Source organism: Empedobacter sp. R750 (assembly GCF_030324345.1).
GTDB lineage: Bacteria > Bacteroidota > Bacteroidia > Flavobacteriales > Weeksellaceae > Empedobacter > Empedobacter falsenii_C.
The window spans coordinates 20,652-41,267 of the sequence record NZ_JACAGF010000014.1 but is presented as its reverse complement, the minus strand read 5'-3'; the positions used below and the strand labels follow the sequence as shown (position 1 = coordinate 41,267).

18 protein-coding genes and 1 pseudogene are annotated in these 20,616 nt (G+C 30.2%); 14 read left to right on the top strand and 5 right to left on the bottom strand.

Annotated elements, in window-relative coordinates; genetic code table 11:
* Positions 1-48: 48 nt before the first annotated feature.
* The 5 genes and pseudogenes from HXZ74_RS13470 (at position 49) to HXZ74_RS13450 (ending at position 4,844) form a co-directional block, all read left to right on the top strand.
* A complete protein-coding gene (locus HXZ74_RS13470) occupies positions 49-891 on the top strand; it encodes an OmpA/MotB family protein (RefSeq protein ID WP_280063031.1) in 843 nt (280 codons plus the stop codon).
* Positions 892-979: 88 nt separating this feature from the next.
* A pseudogene (locus HXZ74_RS13465) lies at positions 980-2,278 on the top strand (cation:proton antiporter).
* Positions 2,278-2,784, top strand: a complete 507-nt coding sequence (locus tag HXZ74_RS13460) for a hypothetical protein (RefSeq protein ID WP_286475822.1) — start codon at positions 2,278-2,280, stop codon at positions 2,782-2,784. Before HXZ74_RS13465 ends, HXZ74_RS13460 begins: the two are co-directional and overlap by 1 nt.
* Positions 2,785-2,903: 119 nt before the next feature.
* On the top strand, positions 2,904-4,280 hold the full coding sequence (locus HXZ74_RS13455; protein ID WP_286475820.1) for an AAA family ATPase: 1,377 nt from the start codon (positions 2,904-2,906) through the stop codon (positions 4,278-4,280).
* A 6-nt stretch (positions 4,281-4,286) separates the two neighbouring features.
* Positions 4,287-4,844 (top strand): hypothetical protein, encoded by a 558-nt coding sequence (locus HXZ74_RS13450; RefSeq protein WP_114999131.1) that lies wholly within the window; start codon positions 4,287-4,289, stop codon positions 4,842-4,844.
* A gap of 56 nt (positions 4,845-4,900) precedes the next feature.
* On the opposite strand, the gene HXZ74_RS13445 is transcribed toward HXZ74_RS13450, so the two are convergent.
* From HXZ74_RS13445 to dnaN, 3 genes are read right to left on the bottom strand one after another with little or no spacing between them, the layout of a single operon-like run.
* Positions 4,901-5,335: an META domain-containing protein gene (locus HXZ74_RS13445; RefSeq protein WP_114999133.1), complete on the bottom strand. Its 435-nt coding sequence runs from the start codon at positions 5,333-5,335 to the stop codon at positions 4,901-4,903.
* 13 nt (positions 5,336-5,348) lie between these two features.
* Positions 5,349-7,778 carry a phenylalanine--tRNA ligase subunit beta gene (gene pheT / locus HXZ74_RS13440; protein WP_280063027.1) on the bottom strand — a complete coding sequence of 810 codons (2,430 nt, stop codon included), beginning with the start codon at positions 7,776-7,778 and terminating at the stop codon, positions 5,349-5,351.
* 36 nt (positions 7,779-7,814) lie between these two features.
* Positions 7,815-8,933 carry a DNA polymerase III subunit beta gene (gene dnaN / locus HXZ74_RS13435; protein WP_038337242.1) on the bottom strand — a complete coding sequence of 373 codons (1,119 nt, stop codon included), beginning with the start codon at positions 8,931-8,933 and terminating at the stop codon, positions 7,815-7,817.
* Between the two features lie 268 nt (positions 8,934-9,201).
* On the opposite strand from dnaN, the gene HXZ74_RS13430 reads away from it, so the two are divergent.
* The 7 genes from HXZ74_RS13430 (at position 9,202) to HXZ74_RS13400 (ending at position 15,552) form a co-directional block, all read left to right on the top strand.
* Positions 9,202-9,480 (top strand): GNAT family N-acetyltransferase, encoded by a 279-nt coding sequence (locus tag HXZ74_RS13430; RefSeq protein ID WP_286475818.1) that lies wholly within the window; start codon positions 9,202-9,204, stop codon positions 9,478-9,480.
* Positions 9,481-9,486: 6 nt separating this feature from the next.
* Entirely contained in the window at positions 9,487-10,113 is a 627-nt protein-coding gene (locus tag HXZ74_RS13425; protein WP_180905972.1) for a carbonic anhydrase, read from the top strand.
* 63 nt (positions 10,114-10,176) lie between these two features.
* A complete protein-coding gene (locus HXZ74_RS13420) occupies positions 10,177-13,002 on the top strand; it encodes a hypothetical protein (protein ID WP_286475816.1) in 2,826 nt (941 codons plus the stop codon).
* Between the two features lie 4 nt (positions 13,003-13,006).
* A complete protein-coding gene (locus HXZ74_RS13415; protein ID WP_114999140.1) occupies positions 13,007-13,756 on the top strand; it encodes an SDR family NAD(P)-dependent oxidoreductase in 750 nt (249 codons plus the stop codon).
* A 125-nt stretch (positions 13,757-13,881) separates the two neighbouring features.
* Positions 13,882-14,391, top strand: coding sequence for a GFO_1088 family ECF-type sigma factor (locus HXZ74_RS13410; RefSeq protein WP_114999142.1), 510 nt, complete (start codon positions 13,882-13,884; stop codon positions 14,389-14,391).
* Positions 14,363-15,064 (top strand): hypothetical protein, encoded by a 702-nt coding sequence (locus HXZ74_RS13405; protein ID WP_114999144.1) that lies wholly within the window; start codon positions 14,363-14,365, stop codon positions 15,062-15,064. Before HXZ74_RS13410 ends, HXZ74_RS13405 begins: the two co-directional genes overlap by 29 nt.
* 11 nt (positions 15,065-15,075) lie before the next feature.
* A complete protein-coding gene (locus HXZ74_RS13400) occupies positions 15,076-15,552 on the top strand; it encodes a DUF4252 domain-containing protein (protein WP_114999145.1) in 477 nt (158 codons plus the stop codon).
* A gap of 28 nt (positions 15,553-15,580) precedes the next feature.
* On the opposite strand, the gene HXZ74_RS13395 is transcribed toward HXZ74_RS13400, so the two are convergent.
* A complete protein-coding gene (locus tag HXZ74_RS13395; protein ID WP_181816280.1) occupies positions 15,581-16,039 on the bottom strand; it encodes a GNAT family N-acetyltransferase in 459 nt (152 codons plus the stop codon).
* Positions 16,040-16,086: 47 nt separating this feature from the next.
* Entirely contained in the window at positions 16,087-18,453 is a 2,367-nt protein-coding gene (locus HXZ74_RS13390) for an outer membrane beta-barrel family protein (RefSeq protein ID WP_286475814.1), read from the bottom strand.
* Between the two features lie 122 nt (positions 18,454-18,575).
* On the opposite strand from HXZ74_RS13390, the gene HXZ74_RS13385 reads away from it, so the two are divergent.
* Both HXZ74_RS13385 and HXZ74_RS13380 read left to right on the top strand, forming a co-directional pair.
* Positions 18,576-19,898: a sensor histidine kinase gene (locus HXZ74_RS13385; RefSeq protein ID WP_114999148.1), complete on the top strand. Its 1,323-nt coding sequence runs from the start codon at positions 18,576-18,578 to the stop codon at positions 19,896-19,898.
* A complete protein-coding gene (locus HXZ74_RS13380; protein WP_286475812.1) occupies positions 19,888-20,565 on the top strand; it encodes a response regulator transcription factor in 678 nt (225 codons plus the stop codon). The genes HXZ74_RS13385 and HXZ74_RS13380 overlap by 11 nt, the downstream gene beginning before the upstream one ends.
* The last annotated feature ends 51 nt before the right edge of the window (positions 20,566-20,616 follow it).

Genomic DNA, 20,616 nt, shown 5'->3' with positions numbered 1-20,616 from the left:
ATAAAAAATAATAACATATATTCGTATAACTGAAATAAAAAAATAATTATGAAAGTTTCAATTTTGCCAGTAGCGGTTATCGCTGCTTCAACTTTATTTAGTTGTGTGAGTCAGAAGAAGTATGATGAATTACAAAACAAATTCAACTCAGCTTATTCTGAGAACCAAGGATGTCAAACAGAATTGGCTGTAGCGAAAGCTAAATTAGCTAATTTTGAATCTAACCAAGGTCAGTACGAAAACACAGTTCAGAGTGAAAGAAATCAAATTAAACAATTACAAGAGCAATTGAAAAATTGTATTAATGGTGGTTCTAAAAATGTTTCTGAATTAGTGAACGAAATCAATCAGTCTAACAAATACATCAAACATTTGATTGATGCGAAAAGCAAATCTGATAGTTTGAACATGGTTTTAACAAACAACTTGACGCGTTCTTTATCTAGCAACGAAGCAAAAGATGTTGATGTTAAAGTTTTAAAAGGTGTTGTTTACATTTCGTTAGCTGATAACATGTTGTACAAATCTGGTAGTTACGAAATTTCGCCTGCTGCAGGAGAAACTTTAAGTAAAATTGCGAAAATCATCAACGATTATAGAGATTACGATGTATTGATTGAAGGTAACACAGATAATGTGCCAATTTCTAAACCAAACATCCGCAACAACTGGGATTTATCTGCTTTACGTGCATCTTCTGTTGTACAAGCATTACAAAACCAATATGGTGTTGATGGTAAACGTTTAACAGCTGGTGGACGTGGAGAATTTAATCCATTAACTACAAATGCGACTGCGGAAGGAAAATCTAAAAACCGTCGTACACAAATTATTATCTTACCTAAGTTAGATCAATTTATGGATTTAATTGGGCAAGCTCCAAAAAACTAATTTTGATAAAAAAATCAAATTAATATAGAAAGAGCCACTTTATAGTGGCTCTTTTTTTGTAACTTTTTCCAAATTTTAATCAATACCAATGGAACTATATTATTCTTTTTCGGTTCTAATTGTTCTTGCTGCATTATTTTCTTATGCAAACCTTCGATTCCTAAAATTACCTGGAACAATTGGAATTATGATTATCGCCATGTTAGTATCTGTCGCTATCCGTTTATTGGGAGATAGCTATTTTCCTGATGCTACAAAAGACATGTTTCAACTCTTTAACAGTTTAGACTTCAATGAAATATTGATGGGCGCAATGCTTAATTTTCTGCTTTTTGCAGGTGCAATGCACGTTAATATACTCGATCTGAAAAACTTGAGATAGACAATTGCTACTTATGCTACAATTTCGGTAGTATTATCAGCATTTATTATATCAGCAATTTTATATTACATCGCCCCATATTTTGGTATTCAAATTCCGTATATCTATTGTTTATTGTTCGGAACATTAATTTCTCCAACTGATCCAATCGTTGTATTAGGAATTTTGAAACAAGCAAAAGTTCCTAAAATTATTGAGACAAAAATTACAGGAGAGTCACTATTTAATGATGGTGTAGCAGTTGTAATGTTCGCAGTAGTTTTACAAATAGCAACTAATCCAAGCTTTGATGCTGACTTTGCAAGTGTTTCAAAATTATTCTTGATGGAAGCTGGTGGAGGAATTTTACTTGGGTTATTATTAGGATTTACAGCTTCTAGATCCATGAAAAAAATTGATGATTATAAAGTTTCAGCTTTAATTACATTGTCGATTGTAATGGGAGGATTTTTGATTGCAAAAGAACTTCATGTTTCGAGTCCTTTAGCTATGGTTATCGCAGGTTTAATAATCGGAAATTATGGAAAGAAATTCGCAATGAGCAAAACAACTCAAGATTATTTAAACAAATTTTGGGAGCTTATTGATGAGATAATGAACGCTATTTTATTCCTTTTTATAGGTTTCGAATTGTTGTTAATAGAAGATTTAATGGATCAAATTCTATTAGGAATTGTCACAATTTTTATCGTCTTATTATCTCGAACATTATCAATTGTGATTCCAGCTCGTACTATTTTAAGAAAAAATACATTCTCCAAAGGTTCACTTATCGTTTTAGTTTGGGGAGGAATTCGTGGTGGAGTTTCAATTGCATTAGTTCTTTCGATGCCAAATTCGGAATGGAAAGATTTGTTGCTAGAGATTACATATATTGTCGTTTTATTCTCAATCGTTATTCAAGGTTTAACCGTTGGTAAAGTTGCGAACCGCGTGTTGAAAGACGAATCTGATGAAGCAAATAAAGAAGAAATAGAAGATTATCTTAATTCATCTAAATTGTAATGTTCGAAAGTCAATTGAAATTATTTACGCAATCTTATGATGACGCAATTTTTTATAATAATGACGCTAAGGTTGATGGTACAATTGGAGCAAAGTTGCACTTGTCTTACTATTATATCGACATTCCTTATAAAAAATGTTTGATTTATGTAGAACAAGAATTAGGAAATCATAATCTAGGAAAAATTCGAGTAACCTTAGATAAAATATCGTTACCAATTTTTACGATTACGAATATTAATCATCTTGTCAATTTATTTTTAAGAAAGAAACAGATTCTAAAAGTTGATTGTAGCAATGAATCTTTTAAACATTATTTACAGAATTTATTGATTGAAACTAATCTTGAAAAAATAGCAAAGGATAATTTATTCGAACCTAAAATATCAAGTAAAATTGAAGGTGAAAATTTGGTTATAGAAACAATTTACCATTTAGAATTTGAAGAAAAAATAGAAGCTCTGAAAGCTTTAATCGAATTTTACAAGAAATTAATTTCATATTAGCAAAAACAACAAGCGTATCTATAGATGCGCTTGTTGCTTTAACAGAAGTTTAGAATTTAAAATAGTCTAGTTAACGAATTAATCTTTATTTTTAATAGAAATTAGAACAAGCCAACAGAATGAAATTAAAAGATTTATCTAATCAACTCGAAATATCTTTAGGAAGTTTACAGAATTTTATCAATGATTTTAATATTGATTTGAGTTTTTGTATTGACGAAAATTTTAATGTAACACAACAATTTATAGCATTTTCGGAAGAGAATAAAGATTTCTTAAAAAGATATGCCGAAGATTATTCCAAAGAAAAAACAATAGAAGAGATCGCTAAAACAATTGGAGCGAAAGAAGAAGAAGTGCTTCATTTTTTTGTAACAAATGGAATTCCTGCTGAGGTTGCAAAGCAGATGAAAACGGGTGTGTCAAGTTATTTGATTCATTCTTACATTGGGGGAAAATATCCATTTATAGAAAAAGCATTTCCGCAATGCGAAGATTTTTCTGGTAAAAGTTTAGTCGGTTATACTGACTTGTATTTTTATATGACTGATATGTTAGATCCATTTATCAGTAAAGATCAAATAGAAAGTTGGGGAATCTCAAAACCTGCGGGATTGATTTTGTATGGACCTCCAGGTAGTGGAAAAATATATTGGGCAAAGAAAATAGCGGATATGATTGGTTACGAATTTGTACATATTTTCAATGATTATTTAGTTGGAAATTTTGATAACAAAAAAAATAAATTCTCCGATTTTCTTTCAAAAAAGATGAATCAACCCAAAACATTATTGTTTATTGATTCGTTCGACGAAATACTACATTCTACTTCTGTAAATACCATTTATCCAGAAATGGTCGATTTGTTTTATTCCGTTCTTAGACATATTCAGAAAAATGACACGAAAGAACTTTTGATTGTTGGAGCTGTTGAATCTTTGGCAAATTTGAATGATGAAATCGTTGCGCCTGGTCGTTTTGATTTGCATATTCCTATTTTTCCTCCAACTTTTGACGAGCGGAAACAATTACTTTTACACCACATGACCGCAAATCTGGCGCAAGATTCTCCTTTATTATCAATTTTGAAAAATCAAAATGCGTTGAACAAAGATTTCTGGACGCCTTATGCGGCTGAAATGAGACTTTTCTCAAATACAATGTTGATAGATTTTACACAATCGCTTAAAAAACGTTTGTATGCGTTGTACAGAAAAGATGAAACGAAAAATATTGTGATGACAGAAAAGGTTTTGTTTTCGGCTTTCCAAGAAGCAAAATCGAAATTAACGCCAGATTATTTAAAACATTGCGCAATTTTCTTAACAGAAGCCAAACAAAATGTTGGACAAGATTTTCCACATCGTTTGATTGAATTAAATGCTGATTTAGAGTTTTATTTATCATCAAAAGAAATTCCGATTACTAAAATTGGTTTTAAGCAAAGTGATGAAAACATAGTAGAGAAACTTGTAGAGAATAATAATGATAAATAGTATTTTATGAAATTTATACTTGTAATATTTTACTTTTTTACATTAAGTTTAAATGCTCAGATTTTAGAAAAAAAATATATTAAAATTAATGATAAGTCTCTTTTGGAAGTTATAAATAATAACAATATAACTTTAAAATATCCAATTATCCATGGCGATTTAATTAAAAAAAAGAATTTTTTTAATCTTGAATATGAAATTAAAAAGGATACTTTAAATTTCATTGAGAACGGAATTAATAAAACTTTTTTAATAAAAGAAAAAATGTTAATAAATTATTCAAATCAAGATGTTTTTATAAAGGAGGAAGAATATTTAAAAAGATTAACACTTGTTCTTTTTGATAATGAAAAATTTTATATAAGATTTCCTAAAACTTCTAATGGGATTATAGTTGAAGATTATATTAATAATGATTCTGAAGTTTTAAATAATAAATTAAAGAAAAAACTTAAAAATATTAATGAAAATAAATATAATGTTGAGATTATTAAAGGTTTTGAAGCTATAGAAAAATATGGATATGAGGGAATTAATGGTGTAATAATTATAAAGAAAAAATAAACCATAAAAAAAAAGCGCTCGTAGAGCGCTTTTTGATTTTATAAAATGATTAAAACTTACAAAGTTTTAAATGTTAATAACAAGATATTTCCTTTGTAAAGATGTAATTCTTTTCCAGAAACTTCGTAACGATTTACACTTTTCAACATCGATAAAAATGCTTTTTCTTCTTGCAAATTAGGACAAGCCATTTTAGTTTCAGAAAAATTAACAAAGCTTGTTACGCCGCTAACTTTTGTAAAAGCAGCATTGAAATTGTTGCAACCCGCAAAACCACTTACAGTCGAATTCGCTTCGTCTATAACCAACATTACGTCCTTATCGTACAAACCTTTTACTACGTTGTTATCGTTGATCAAATACCAATTTTGATTTGAAATCGAAACTTCCGATTTTGGTTTAATTTTAGCAGTACTTGCGCTTGTAGAACAAGAAGTTGCTATAAAACTCATCAAAATAGTTGCTGAAAATAAAGTTACAATCTTTTTCATTTTTCGGAATATTTTATCTCAACTCAGCGTTGAATTTTTCTTGATACAATTTGATTAATTTATTCATTAAACCATCAATTTCTTGATCACTTAATGTTTTATTTTCGTCTTGAATCATAAAACTTAAAGCATACGATTTTTTACCAGCTGGCAATTTATCTCCTTCGTAAACGTCGAATAAATTAACAGCTTTCAACAAATTCGTTTTCACTTCTTTTGTCGCTTTGTACAATTCTTCATATTTCACAGAAGAATCAAGCAATAAAGCTAAATCTCTACGAGAACCTGGGAATTTAGAGATTTCTTTGTATTTCAAATCGTGTTTGTTTGCTAAAGCAACCATTGCATCCCAATTTAATTGAGCAAAGAAAACATCTTGATTAACGCCTAATTTTTTCGCTAATTTTTTGCTGATGATTCCTAGTTTTCCTAATGGTTTTTGACCAGAAATAAACTCAATTCCATCTAAGAAATTATCATCTTTTGCAGGTAACTCATCTGTAATTTGAATATCTAATCGAACAAAAATTTGTTTAATCAAACCTTTCAAATCAGCAAATGAAGCTTTACGTAAATTTCCTGTCCACGATTCGCTATTAAAGTTTCCTGAAAGAACGATTCCTAAACATTTATTTTCTTCGTAAATCCCATCAATTTTGCGGTAAACTTTCCCAAATTCGAACAATTTAACATCCGAATTACGACGGTTGATATTAAACGCAACATTTTCTAATAAACCATTCAACAAAGTGCGACGCATAACAGCTAAATCAGCCGAAAGCGGATTTAACATGGCAACACTTTCTCCTTCTGGATAAAAGAAAACTTCTTCGTATTCTCTTTTCGTTAACGAGTTATTGATGGCTTCATTGAATCCGAAAGAAATCAATTGACGCGCAATAAAATCTTCGATTTTATCTGGACTAACTTTTTGATTTGGAACATAAGAAAACGAGAATTTAGAAGGTATTTCGATATTATCGTATCCATAAATTCTTAAAATATCTTCGATCAAATCCACATCACGTTGTACATCTACACGATAAGCAGGAACTTCTAAATCTAAAATCCCATCATTTTCTGACAAAATTTTAATTTCTAAATTCTCTAAAATCGATTTGATTTTATGTTCTGGAATTTCAACTCCTAATAATTCAACCACCTTATGTAAACGTAATTTTACATTAAAGTTTTGAATTGGATTTTCGTAAATATCATCAATATTAGATGCAATTTCAGCGCCAGTAATTTCAACTAACATCATCGCAGCTTTTTTCAATGCATCGATTGTTGTGTTAGGATCAATTCCACGTTCAAAGCGGAAAGAAGCATCTGTATTCAACGCATGTGCTTTTGCACCTTTACGAATTGTTACTGGCTCAAAATAGGCTGATTCTAAGAAAATAGTTGTCGTTGCATCCGAAACTCCTGAATCATTTCCTCCGAAAACTCCCGCAATACACATTGGATTATTTTCGTTGCAAATCATCAATTCATGTCCTTTTAATGTACGTTCAACGCCATCTAAAGTTGTGAATTTTGTTCCTTCTGCTAATTTTTGAACGATCACTTTATTTCCTTCAATTTTAGCTGCATCAAAAGCATGTAAAGGTTGTCCTAAATCGTGTAAAATATAATTGGTAATATCAACCACATTATTAATTGGCGATAATCCAATAACTTTCAAACGATTTTTTAACCAATCTGGCGACTCAGCAACTTTTACATTTTTCAAGTAAACAGCTGCATAACGAGGTGCAGCTTCTGTATCTTTAACCTCTATAGAAATAGGGCTTTTTCCGAAATCTATCGTAGGATAATTTGATACATCATATGTTTTGAATGTTGACGCAATATCACGAGTTTTAAGAGCAGCATGTAAATCACGCGCTACACCGAAATGTGACATTGCATCCGCACGATTTGGCGTTAAACCAATTTCAATTTCGTGGTCAACTTCATCATTTTTTCCAAAAAGATCAAACGTAGAAGTTCCAGGTTTTAAATCTTCTGGTAAAACTAAAATACCAGAATGATCTGTACCAATTCCTAATTCTACTTCAGAACAAATCATTCCGAAAGATTCTTCACCACGAATTTTTGCCTTCTTGATTTTAAATTCACCATCTGGCGAAGGTAAAACCGTTCCGACAGTTGCTACAGGTACATTTTGACCCGCTGCAACATTAGGAGCACCACAAACAATTTGCGTTTCTTTTCCGTCTCCTAAATCTATTTTAGTAACTTTTAATTTATCTGCATTTGGATGAGGTACAGCCGATAAAACTTTACCAACTAATACGGTTTCCAAATAATTTTTAGCTCCACCTACTTGCTCTACACCTTCTACTTCAAGACCTGTACTTGTAAGTGTAGCAGACACTTCATCAAGTGTGATATCTGTATCAATGTAGGTTTTTAGCCAATTGTATGAAATTTTCATTGTATTGTATAAATGAATTTTATGTATTCTTTTTGATTATGCGTTTAACATAACTGGCATAACTAACATTAAGATTTCTTCACCATCTTCTAGTCCATCAACTGGTTTGATGATTCCTGCACGATTTGGCTCAGACATTTCCAATGTTATTTCTTCTGATTGTAAATTGTTCAACATTTCGATTAAGAAACGAGAATTGAAACCGATTTGTAAGTCAGTTCCGTTGTAATCACAAGGAAGTCTTTCTTCTGCTTTGTTTGCAAAATCGATATCTTCAGCAGAAATTGTCAATGAATTTCCAACTAATTTTAATCGAACTTGGTTTGTTGTTTTGTTAGAGAAAATTGCCACACGTTTCAAAGATGTTAAGAATAAGTTTCTGTTAATCGTTAATACGTTTGGATTTTCTTTTGGAATTACCGCTTCATAATTAGGATATTTACCATCAATCAAACGACAAGTTAACACGATGTTTTGGAAAGAAAAACGTGTATTTGTATTGTTATATTCGATTGTTACATCGTCATTATTTCCTCCTAAAATATTTTTCAATAAGTTAAGTGGTTTTTTCGGCATAATATATTCAGCAGCTTGTAAATTGTCTAAGCCGTTGCGTGTATATTTTACCAAACGATGCGCATCTGTAGCAACAAAACGGAAAATATCTGCATTTGCTTGGAAGAAAACACCTGTCATAATTGGACGTAATTCGTCGTTTCCTGTCGCAAAAATAGTTTTGATAATTGCCTCTGATAAAATGCTTGCGCTAAGAGTTGTAGAGCTTGCGTCTTCGATATCTGGCGTTTGAGGATATTCGTTTGCGTCTTCAAATGCTAACTGATAATTTCCTTGTTCTGAAACAATTTCCAACGTATTTCCTTCTTTTTGGATAAAAGTAAGCGGTTGCGCTGGGAAAGTTTTCAACGTATCAGTTAAGATTTTTGATGGAATTGCAATTTTTCCATTATCATTAGACTCAACTTCTAAAGTTGTTGAAATTGTTGTTTCTAAATCAGAACCAGTGATAGTTAATTGGCTACCATCCAATTCGAATAAAAAATTATCAAGGATTGGTAAAGTATTATTAGAGTTAATAACTCCTCCGATTAAGTTAACATTTTTTAATAACGTGTTGCTCGATACAATAAATTTCATATGAAGAATATTTCCTTAAAATATCTAACAAATGTAATAAATAATCAAGTAAAAAACTCAAACCTATACATTAAATATTATATAGAATGGTTTATTGTTGAGTATCAAATAGAAAGATGATTGTAAATTGATTGTTATGATTTGTTTAAATTTTCTTTGAATTAAAAACTTTTCACTCGTAAATTTGTCTTGTATATCGAGACTTTTAACAAATCTTTTTGACCAAATCTCATCCAAAAAGATTAATTTGAATTTAAAATAATATTCTATGAAAATTGAATTGAATTTAGAAGGAAAAAATGGCGTTTTTATACTTCTTGATGAGAATAATAAAGAAGTTGGCGAATTAACTTTTATGCTGAAAGAAGAACAAATGTTGATTAATCATACAGGTGTTAATCCCGAATTGAGAGGGCAAGGTTTGGCAGAAAAGTTAGTGTTAGAAGCTGTAGATTACGCAAGAAAAAATAAGTTGAAAATCATACCATTTTGTAGTTATGTGAGCGTTTATGTTGGTAAACATCCCGAAGTGCAAGATGTAATTTAGAAAATTATGAATTTAGAAAAAGTTTTTGAACACAACCAAGAGTGGGTAAATAAACGTTTAGGACAAGACGAGCAATATTTTGATAAGCTTTCGGCTGGTCAAAATCCAGAAGTACTTTATATTGGGTGTTCAGATAGTCGTGTGACGGCAGAAGAGTTGTTGGGAGCGGAGCCAGGAGAGGTTTTTGTACACCGCAATATAGCGAATATGGTAATTAGTTTGGATATGAATACCACTTCTGTTTTGGACTATGCGGTAGAACATCTAAAAGTGAAACATATTGTAGTTTGTGGACATTATAATTGTGGTGGGATTAAATCTGCAATGATTCCGAAAGATTTAGGAATTATGAATCCTTGGTTGCGTAATATTCGTGATGTTTATCGTTTACATTCAGAAGAATTAAATGCAATCGAAAATGAAGGAATGCGTTACAACCGTTTGGTAGAGTTAAATGTACAAGAACAATGTGTTAATGTTGTAAAAAATCCTTTTGTGCAACGCGCAATGGAAAATGGATTGGAAGTACACGGTTGGGTGTTCGATTTGTTTACTGGAAAATTAATTGATTTGAATTTAAACTTCGATACAATCTTAGAAAATATCAAAGAAATTTACGATATCAACGAATAAATTTAACATTTTGTTATATTTGGTATAATAATTGTTTTTAAGACTGTTAACCAAACTATATCAATGATTAACAACCGTTGGATAAAAAGAATCGGTATCGCTTTAATTTCTATTATTGCGGTACTTTTTATTTTAAGTTTTTACATCTCCTATTTTCTGAATGATCGACTTCCAAAAATCATTGCAGAAAAAAACGATACGGCTTATAATCTGACTTACGAAGATTTGAGCTTTTCTATTTTTAATTCATCTTTATCGCTAAAAAATGTCGAAGTTTCTCCAAAAGATTCTTTGTTGATAAAGGATTCGATTGACGCAACAGGAAAAGTCAAAGAAATAAATGTAGTTGGAATTAATTTTTTCAAGTTGATTACCAAAAAAGAAGTTGCGGCGCTTTCTATCAATATCAATAATCCTTCTGTAAATTATTATCTTAAAGAGAAAAAAGATTCGATCAAAAAAGATACAGCGCAATCTAAAGTTGGGCAAAGTATCGATGTTTCCAATGTAAATATCAATAATGGCGAGTTTAATTTGTATTCTCAATCAGGAAAAAAACATATTGCAAATGTTTCTAATTTTTCGATCGATTTTGACGGCGTTCGTTTCAATGAACGAACAGCGGACAAAAAAATTCCGTTCAGATATTCTGCTTTTGACATCAAATTAGATTCGATGTTTTTTGTAGTAAAAGATCAACAATTGATTAGAGCACGAAAAGTTCGTTTTAATGAAACTGATTTTGAATTGGATAATTTCTCGATGAAACCACTCAAAATGAACGGAAAATTGTATGTTCCAAATGATTCTGAAAATGATTTATTGGATATCGAAACGCCACTTCTTTCGCTTTCTAAAATGGATTGGGGATTTACTTCGGAAGATAAATTATATTTTAAAACAGATTTAATCAAATTCAAAAATCCAAAAATTACCATTATTTCTGCTAAACCTGAGAATAAAGTTGAGAAGCAATCAACTAAAAAAGTAAGCATAAAAACGGAAGATGCGGAGTTAATTAATATCAAAAAATTGCAAATAGAAAACGGTAAAATTCGTTCACTTTTTTCTAATGCAGAAACGGTAAAATATGCAATAAATAATGTTGCGTTAAGTATCGAAGGAATAAAAATGAATGCGTTGACGCGAACAAATGATATTCCGATTGATTACAAAACTTTTCGTATTAAGTTGGATTCGATGTATTATCGTTTGAATGAAATGCACACGTTGACAGCTTCTAATTTTGATTTGACAGAAAAGAAATTAATTCTGAAAAATTTTAAAATGAAACCATTGATTTCAAAGAATCAATTTAATAGAAATTATACAAAATCAAACACGTTATTAGATGTCGAAGCGCCAATTTTGACGTTGAATAATAATAGTTGGGGAATAAAAAATGGTGATTTTTATTTTCATACAAATTCAATCAAATTGGATGAGGTAAATGTGAAAATCATCGATCAAAAGAATGAAAAAGTTATTGCAAAAAAAGCGGAAAAAGCAACGCAAAAATTCTTGATTAATTTTAATCTTGGAATTGATACGATTCAAATTAAACAATCTCGATTTATTGCTTCGCAAAAATTTGATTTCAATAATGTTAATTTGACGGTTTTAGGATTAAAAAATGATTATGGGAAAGAACTTCATGTTAATCATGTTATTTTCAAAAATCCAAAATTTACGATTTATGGACAGCCAAGACGAGTGGCACAGCGCGAAGGAAAAACGTCGAAAGAGTTTAATGATATTATAAAAGTTGATAAAATTTCGTTGGTAAATGGACATTTAGATGTGATTCCTTATCAACAAAAAACGCCGAATTTAACGCTGAAGCAAATTCAGTTAACGTTTAATCAAATCAATGTTGATCCAAAAACAATTCAAGAAGCGATTCCATTTTCGTATAAATCTGTGTTGTTAAAATCTTCTGGAATTGATTTCGATTTAGGAAAAACGTATAAAATGAATACTGGCGCTTTGCAATTTCAGAACGGAAATTTGATGTTGAATCAATTAAAATTAACGCCAAAACTTTCTCGAAAAGCATATACAGCTTCATTAGATAAACAAGCCGATTTATACACTGTTTCTGTCAATCAATTACAAGGAAATGGAATTCAGTGGGGAATTTCTCCATCCAAAGATTTCTTTTTGAAAGCGAATCAAATAAAATTGAACCAGCTTTATGCAAATATTTATAGAAGTTTGGTTCCACCTGATGACACAAAACGTAAAACTATGTTTTCGCAAAAATTACGCGAAATGAAATTCGATTTAGGGGTTAAACAATTGCAATTGGTCAACTCTAAATTAGAATATGAGGAAGAAACTGAAAAAAGTATCGGAACAGGAAAATTGACTTTTTCATCTATAAATGCAACGGTTAAAAATGTCAATTCGGGTTATCGTAAAAAATCGTTACCAGATGTAAATGTCGATTGGCGTTCAGAATTTATGAATGGAGATTTGCGTGCAAATTGGACATTTAACCCAATGAATCGTTCAGAGAAATTTAATATCAATGGATCGATTACAAAACTTCCTGCAAAAAATCTTGATCCTTTTGTGAAACCATATCTTAAGATTTCTGTAGACGGATTTTTCAATCAAATAAAATTTAATTTTGATGGGAATGATAAAGCTGCAAGTGGAAATTTTGGAATAGATTATCAAAATTTGAAAGTGAATGTTTTGCGTGATGACGGTTCGAAAAGGAAATTATTATCAGCAGTTGGAAATGCGGCGGTAAAGAATGATTCTCGTGGAAAAATGAAAGAAGAAAAAGTAGAAAATATCGAACGAAAACAGGATAAATCATTTTTTAATTTCTTTTTAGCTTGTATCTTAGACGGTCTTAAAAAAGCACTTTTAATTATTTAAGAAAATGAAAAGAACAGTCTTCATAACCGGAGCAACATCTGGCATAGGAATGGCGACAGCAAAGAAATTAGCAGCAAATTATCGCTTAATTTTGTGTGGTCGTCGTCAAGAACGATTAGATGAAATTCAGGCAGAATTGAGTAAAATTACGGACGTAAAAACCATTCAATTTGATGTTCGAGACAAGGAAGCTGTTTTTAATGCAGTAGAAAGTTTAGAAAATGAGTGGAAAAATATTGATGTTTTAATCAATAATGCGGGAAATGCACACGGATTAGCACCTTTTGATACAGCTGATTTGGAGGATTTGGAAGCAATGATTGACATCAATGTAAAAGGATTAATTTACGTTTCGAAAGCAATTATTCCAATTCTTAAACAATCATCAAATGCGCATATCATCAACCTTTCGTCGATTGCAGGAAAAGAAGTTTATCCAAATGGAGGAACATATTGTGCGTCGAAAGCGGCGGTAGAATCGTTGAGCAAAGGAATGCGTTATGATTTATTACCTTACGGAATCAAAGTTTCTAATATTGCGCCAGGAGCGGTAGAAACAGAATTTTCTTTGGTTCGTTTCAAAGGAAATCAAGAACTTTCGGATAATGTGTACAAAGGTTTTGAGCCATTGGTTGGTGAGGATATTGCAAATGCAATAGAGTATTTGTTGCAACAACCAGAACATGTACAAATTGCCGATGTTACAATCTTTCCAAAAGCGCAAGCTGGAGGAACTGTTATTTATAAAGGATAATTTATTAAAATATTTTTATTTGAAAGCCTCTAAAATAGAGGCTTTTTCATTTTATTCAAAAAAAGTTTCAAAATCGATGTAACACTTTTTAGTATTGAGCTGTCTTATTAGTAAAAGCACTCAATATGAATCAAGAAACGTTTAAAACATCGGTATTTGTCCACAAGGATAAGCTGTATCGTTTTGCGCGTAGGATTTTGATTAGTGATGATGAAGCGTTTGATGTTGTGCAAGAAATATTAATGAAATTGTGGGAAAAGCGCGATTCGTTAATTGAGGTTAACAATATTGAGGCTTATGCGATGCGAATGGTAAATTATGAATGTATAAATCGATTACGAAAATTTGATGTTCGAGAGAATTATAAAAATACAACGCAAATCAATTTGAGTATTCAAGAAGATCCACAAGAAATAAAACCGATTATTCTAAATTTGATTAATCAATTACCAGAAAAACAACGCAAAGTAATGCATCTGAAAGATGTAGAAGAACTCGAAATAAAAGAAATTGCTGAAATTCTAGAAATGGAAGAAAATGCAATTCGAGTAAATTTGATGAGAGCAAGACAAAAAGTAAGAGAACAATTAGAAGTTTTTTTTGAAAATGAAGAAAGAGCAATCTATTATAAATAAAGATGATTTTTTTGCTGGAAAATTAACTGATGAGCAAGAAAAACAACTCATAAATAATGAAAATGATTCTTTTTTTGAAACATTAAAAGAGGAAAAAGAAGTCAAAATGGAATTAAGTTTTGATGATTTTATGGCTAAAGTTGAAGAAAATCAACCAAAAGTTATAGAAAAATCGAAAACGAAAGAGTTTTCTCTATGGAAAATTTCGGGAATTGCTGCGTCTATTTTACTTGTTGTTGGATTATTTTTCTTCTTGAATCAAACAAACAATGTTGAACATCATCAAGAAATTGTGAAAACAATTGAACCAAATAAAAAAGAAGTAGAAGTTGTTAAGAATAAAGAAGAAAAAACTGTTGAAAAGCCTAATACAGTGATTTCTGAACCAAATAATATCGAGATAAAACACGAAGTTTCGCAATTTGTAAAAGAGACAAAATCAATTAAACAAGAAAATAAAAAATCAACCATTCAACCAATTGAACAAGAAATTACAAAGCCTGAAAGCGCAGAAGAATATTCATCAGATTTTGTGATTGTAAATGGTCAACCAGTTGAAAATATGGAAGAAGCGAAAGCTTTGGCTTATTCTACAATGAAATTATTTTCGAAAAATGTAGACCAAGGAGCGAAGGCAATCAGACAATTAAAATCATTATCAATAGAACTTTAAAAAAGAAAAATATGAAAAAATATGTATTCATTTTTGCATTATTCATCGTTGGATTTGCAAATGCACAAACAAATAAATTCGTCGATATTTACAACCAATTTCAGGATAAAAAGGGCGTTACAACGATTACAATAAACAAGGCAATGTTTAGTATGATGGGAAATTTGACGGCAAATGATTCTGATTTGAAAGATTTGGATGGCTTGTTCAAAAAAATGAATTCAATCAAAATGATTATGATTGATAACACAAACAAAGATGCTAAAAATCAAGTGAAATCTGCTTTTGATAAAATGAAATTAGAGGAATTGATGTCGATAAATAAGGACGGAAGTAAAATTCGCTTTTTAACGGAAAATGCAAATGCGAAAGTTTTTAAAAATGTATTGATGAGCATTAATAGCGATGATCAACAAATGTACATGATTATGGATGGTGAAATTACGGCATCCGAAATGAACAAAATGGTAAAACAATCTAATAAATAATAAAAAAGCTGAGCAACGCTCAGCTTTTTTAGTTCAATATTTTCTCATAACAAACACTTTCTTCGACGTTTTTGTATTGATCATAATTTTCGATTCTTGTATAATCACATCGCTCATACAAAGCGATTGCTTCGGGTTGTTTCAATCCAGTTTCCAAAATACATCGTTCATAATCCAATTCGATTGTCCAATTTTCTAACTCATTCAGAACTTTTGCCGCAATTCTATTTCCTCTAAAATCAGGGTTTACATACATTCTTTTCACTTCCATTGTTGTGTCAGAATAATGTTTTATTGCGCCGCAACCAACAGGATTTTCGTTCAAATAGGCGATAACAACGTGATTTATCTTGTCAACTTTATTGTATTGAGAAAAGAAAGAATGAAATTCTCCATCTCTTATCGCTAAATCTTTATCTAATTCTGTTACCAATTCTTCAAAATCTTTGTTAGAAGAATTTGTTCGAATGATTTTTATTGAATTCATATTATTTCTTTTGCTCAAATTTAATAAAACTTACGTTTTTTGTAGCGCTAAATTCTATTCTGTTCCGTTGTTTTTTGTGCTTGTTTCGCTTCTTTTACTTTTTGATTTCCGAAATTGTATTTCAAATTCAAAATAAAATATTGCGTATCGCGATAATCTTTGAAATATTGATTTTGATTTGCGTATTTCGTAGAAATAGTATTGCGATCAGTTTTAAAAATATCATTGAAAACCAAACCAATTTCGAAACGTTTATCCCATATTTTTTTATTTAAAATCAAATAGGTATTTTGAGATGAACTAATATCAAACGAACCTTGAATTGCCTTCGAATTATATTGATATCCTGCCGAAATATTAAATGTTTTTGCTTTGTCTAAATCCAATTGTGTACTCAATGAAAGGTGATAAAAAAAGACATCATTCTTGTATTGCAGGTTGTCTGGGCCAAAATAATAGTTTTGATTATATTCTCCCATCGTGAATAAATTGAGTTTCCACCACGATTTTAGATTGAAATTTTTCGAAAGATTTGCTCCAAAAGCTTCTCCATTTTTGATGTTAGTAAAATGATAAACAGTTTCAAAAGTTTCAGGATTTTGAATAGAAATTTCCATTGCCGGATCTTTTTCGTATCGATAATAGGCTTCGAAATTCCAATCTTTTAAGGTATATGATAAACTCAAATTGTGGATAATCGTAGAAATCGCATTGGCATCGCCTTGAAAATAAGAAAACAGATTGTAATATGATTTCGAAGGATTCAAGAAATTATAATTAGGTCGATCAATTCTTTTTCCATAATTCAAACCAATTTGTCCCGCATTTTCAAAATTATACATGACGTATAAAGTTGGAAAAAGATCGGTGTTTGTTCGTTTATTTTGGCTAATTGGATTATCAGAAATCGTATTTATAAGAGCTGTTTCAGATCTCAAACCAGCTTTTGCTTCCCATTTTTTCCATTTGTAATTTCCAGAAATATACAACGCAAAAATCTGTTCTTTGTAATCAAAAATATTACTTTTTTCGGGTTGATATTCGATTTGATTTTGAATCGACTCAAAGAAATCTAAATCATTATCATTCTTCACAAAACTATATTTCGCTCCAGCTTCCAAACCATAATTTTCTTCGATCAAACTATAATCAATTTGTGTAGAAAATAGATTCAATTTTTGAAGTGCCGCGCTCAAAAAACGATTTTCTTCATAAGGTTTATCCTTGAAATTCAATTTTGTTAAAACATCTTGATTTTCTTTGTAATAACGATGACTAAAATTGTTGCTCCATGTCAAATTATGTTGCCCGAATTTTTTATCATAAACCAAATACGTATTAAAATTATTCGAAGCTTCGCGACGATGATTTTGTGTTTTGTAAAATGATTCAAGTTGATTATTTGTTGTATTGTAAATATTTGTTGGAACGTTATAATTCCCAATTGAAGCAGGATTTCTAGAACCATTTATTCCAAACTGAAAATTCTGTAAACTATCAATTGAATATTGAGAAGCAAAGTTGTAAATATGTTGTTGTTTCGCAACTGTTCGACGAATCATGTCACTTTCCCAGCGTGTCTGATCTTTTTCATAAGTTGTTACATCAAAATTCTTGCGAACATATTTTCCATTCACAAAATAATAACTTCCTGTCAATTGCCATTTTTCTGTATTGTAAGATTGGGTAGTACCCAGCATTCCTTTGCTATAAATAGATTGATGATAACGTGTCGCAATTTGTCCTTTGTAACCAGAAAGCACATTTTTCTTCATTTTAATATTTATAATCGCGCTTCCAGAAGCTTCATATTTTGCAGGCGGATTGGTAATGACTTCAACCGAAGAAACTGTTGCACCATCAGTATTTTCCAACAATTGTTTCAAATCATCTTGGGACATTAATGTTTTTTTATCATTAATTGTGACTAAAATTTGCGTATTTCCTCTCACACTTAACTGTTCATTTTTTAGAAGAACATTTGGCGTGTTTTTCACGATATCCCAAGCACTTAAATTTTGCAAAGGCGTATTTTCGACATTAAATTCTATTCGATCAATTTTTCGTTTCAACAAAGGTTTTTGACTAGAAAAAACAACGTCTTTTAAGTTAATTGTTTCATCTTTTTGAAGCGTAATAATCAAAGAATTTTCTGAGTTGGCTTGATATGTCTTTTCAAATTCTTGGTAACCAAATTCTTTAATGTAAATTGTAAATGATTGTGCTTGATGAAGCTCAAAATTAAATTCGCCATTTTCATTCGATTCAGCTACAATTGGATCTTGTGAAGGAATTTCAACTTCAATTGAACTATTTTTGATTGGTTGATTTTGCTCATCGATAATTTTTCCAGAAATAATTTGTGCAAAAATTAAATTTGGAAGTAGCAGAAAAAATGTTATTACTATTTTCATGGTTCAGATTTTTAACAAATCTCTTTCAAGTTTCGATTTTACTTGGTTAATGAACGGTTAACGATGAGTTAATGTGTAATTTATGTGCGAAAACAATGTATTTTTGAATTGATGAAAAGCTTATGAAATTATCTAAAAAACATTACACATTTATCTTCTCTTTTGCATTGATTGTTCTAGTTTCATTGCAAGTTTATTATATCTATAATTCTTATCGATTGATTGAAAAAGATTTGAAAAAAGAGGCTCAAGAAATTGCAATGAAAGTAATGAATTTTATGTCAAAATATGAAACAGATTCTAATGATGATAAGATTATAGATTACTTCAAAAAATTGAATCATGATGAAAAAAAACAGTTTGATGAACTACAGATAATTCGAACTAAAGTAGATTATAATTATAAGATTTACACTCCAATTGTAGATTCTTTATTAGAAGTTTATTCTAAAGAAAGTGGTTTTGAAATAGCACTTCGCACGGATGTTTATTCAGTTTATGATGAATTGAATCATAAAGAATTATTGCCAAAGAAAAAGTATGTGATTTACGAAACGACAAATAAAATTGTGACGCCAACTAGCATCAATCAGAGTGTTTGGTCATCGGATGATATTACGAATCAAAAAGATTCTGATTTAGGAATTGACAAGAATGAACGCCACAAATACAAAATTAAAGGTAAAACGGATTATGAATTATTGAATCTGAGATTTTTAATTTTAAAGAAAATTATTCCTTTAATCATTGTGAGTTTGTTGATTGTTGGATTAATTGTCTTTTTGTATTGGAAAAGCCTTGAAAATTTATCGAGACAAGAAGAAAAAATCAATCAATTACATTTGACAATAGATTCTATTGCGCATGAATTGAATACGCCAATTACGACGATGAAATTTGCTCTGCATCAAGTTCAACATCCAGAAACGAAACAAATGATGAACCGACAAATTAATCGTTTGGAGCAAACTGTTGATTCTATTTTTGTGAAAAATGACGAAAATTCTGAGTTGTTAGATGAGGTTATTTTAAGTGAAATTATCCAAAATATTAAGCTTCAATATCCAGAAATTAAATTTATTCATCAAAGTATTTTCGAAAAAAATAATGTACTAAGAACAAAAGATTTTCAACAAATAGCTCAAAATTTGATAGAAAATTCAGTGAAATATGGTGCTTCTGAAATTGTATTAGATTTTAAATTTCAAAAAGAAATCACATTGAATTTTTTGGATAATGGAATTGGAATTCCAACGAATGATTTGCCGCTTATTTTTGATAAATATTATCGTGTAAACCGTTCTGTTAACCAAAATGTAAGCGGTTTGGGTGTTGGATTATTTTTGGTCAAGAATACAATCGAACGATATTTAGGAACAATTAACGTTCAGAATAATAAAGAAAAAGGTGTTCAATTTTTAATCATTTTACCGAATGAAAACTAAATTAATTTTAGTAGAAGATGATCAAGATTTGGGAACAGTTCTCAAACAATATCTCGAATTTTCTGATTTTGAAGTGACTTGGTTTGATCATCCGCAAAAATTATTGAAGGAAATAGAATCATTAAAATCAGCTCAATTAATCATTTTTGATGTCATGTTACCCGAAATTGATGGTTTTTCTTTAGCAAAAAAATTAGCCGAAACCATTACAATTCCCTATTTATTTTTGACAGCTAAGGCGCAAAGTTTTGACCGTGTTTTAGGGTTGAAATTAGGTGCAGATGATTACATCACAAAACCTTGCGATCCTGAAGAATTGGTTTTGAGAATAAAAAATATTTTGAAGCGAAATCAGCCTGTTTTAGAAAAATTGATTAAAATTGGAACTTATGTTTTTCATCCAAATCAATTGCAATTATCTTATCAAGAAGAAAAATTTCAGTTAACAGAAAAAGAAGCAGAATTGTTGAGTTTCTTGATTCAGAATAATCAAAAATTAGTGAGTCGAAAAGAGATTTTAGAAAAAATTTGGGGCGAAAACGATTATTTTATGGGTAGAAGCTTGGATGTTTTTATGACACGTTTGCGCAAATATTTTCAGTACGATGAAACCATAAAATTTGAATCTGTTCGTGGAATTGGGTTTAAAATTAATTTTCCACTCTAAAAAAAATAAAGCTGAACAGAAGTTCAGCTTTAATAACAAACAATTGAATTC

Excerpts from the sequence above, each read along its gene's own strand:
- HXZ74_RS13425 (WP_180905972.1), top strand. The coding sequence starts at position 9,487 with ATGAATTTAGAAAAAGTTTTTGAACACAACCAAGAGTGGGTAAATAAA.
- HXZ74_RS13395 (WP_181816280.1), bottom strand. The coding sequence starts at position 16,039 with ATGAATTCAATAAAAATCATTCGAACAAATTCTTCTAACAAAGATTTT.
- HXZ74_RS13415 (WP_114999140.1), top strand. The coding sequence starts at position 13,007 with ATGAAAAGAACAGTCTTCATAACCGGAGCAACATCTGGCATAGGAATG.
- HXZ74_RS13460 (WP_286475822.1), top strand. The coding sequence starts at position 2,278 with ATGTTCGAAAGTCAATTGAAATTATTTACGCAATCTTATGATGACGCA.
- pheT (WP_280063027.1), bottom strand. The coding sequence starts at position 7,778 with ATGAAAATTTCATACAATTGGCTAAAAACCTACATTGATACAGATATC.
- HXZ74_RS13410 (WP_114999142.1), top strand. The coding sequence starts at position 13,882 with ATGAATCAAGAAACGTTTAAAACATCGGTATTTGTCCACAAGGATAAG.
- HXZ74_RS13400 (WP_114999145.1), top strand. The coding sequence starts at position 15,076 with ATGAAAAAATATGTATTCATTTTTGCATTATTCATCGTTGGATTTGCA.
- HXZ74_RS13420 (WP_286475816.1), top strand. The coding sequence starts at position 10,177 with ATGATTAACAACCGTTGGATAAAAAGAATCGGTATCGCTTTAATTTCT.
- HXZ74_RS13470 (WP_280063031.1), top strand. The coding sequence starts at position 49 with ATGAAAGTTTCAATTTTGCCAGTAGCGGTTATCGCTGCTTCAACTTTA.
- HXZ74_RS13380 (WP_286475812.1), top strand. The coding sequence starts at position 19,888 with ATGAAAACTAAATTAATTTTAGTAGAAGATGATCAAGATTTGGGAACA.
- HXZ74_RS13385 (WP_114999148.1), top strand. The coding sequence starts at position 18,576 with ATGAAATTATCTAAAAAACATTACACATTTATCTTCTCTTTTGCATTG.
- HXZ74_RS13445 (WP_114999133.1), bottom strand. The coding sequence starts at position 5,335 with ATGAAAAAGATTGTAACTTTATTTTCAGCAACTATTTTGATGAGTTTT.
- HXZ74_RS13455 (WP_286475820.1), top strand. The coding sequence starts at position 2,904 with ATGAAATTAAAAGATTTATCTAATCAACTCGAAATATCTTTAGGAAGT.
- HXZ74_RS13450 (WP_114999131.1), top strand. The coding sequence starts at position 4,287 with ATGAAATTTATACTTGTAATATTTTACTTTTTTACATTAAGTTTAAAT.
- HXZ74_RS13390 (WP_286475814.1), bottom strand. The coding sequence starts at position 18,453 with ATGAAAATAGTAATAACATTTTTTCTGCTACTTCCAAATTTAATTTTT.
- HXZ74_RS13430 (WP_286475818.1), top strand. The coding sequence starts at position 9,202 with ATGAAAATTGAATTGAATTTAGAAGGAAAAAATGGCGTTTTTATACTT.
- dnaN (WP_038337242.1), bottom strand. The coding sequence starts at position 8,933 with ATGAAATTTATTGTATCGAGCAACACGTTATTAAAAAATGTTAACTTA.
- HXZ74_RS13405 (WP_114999144.1), top strand. The coding sequence starts at position 14,363 with ATGAAGAAAGAGCAATCTATTATAAATAAAGATGATTTTTTTGCTGGA.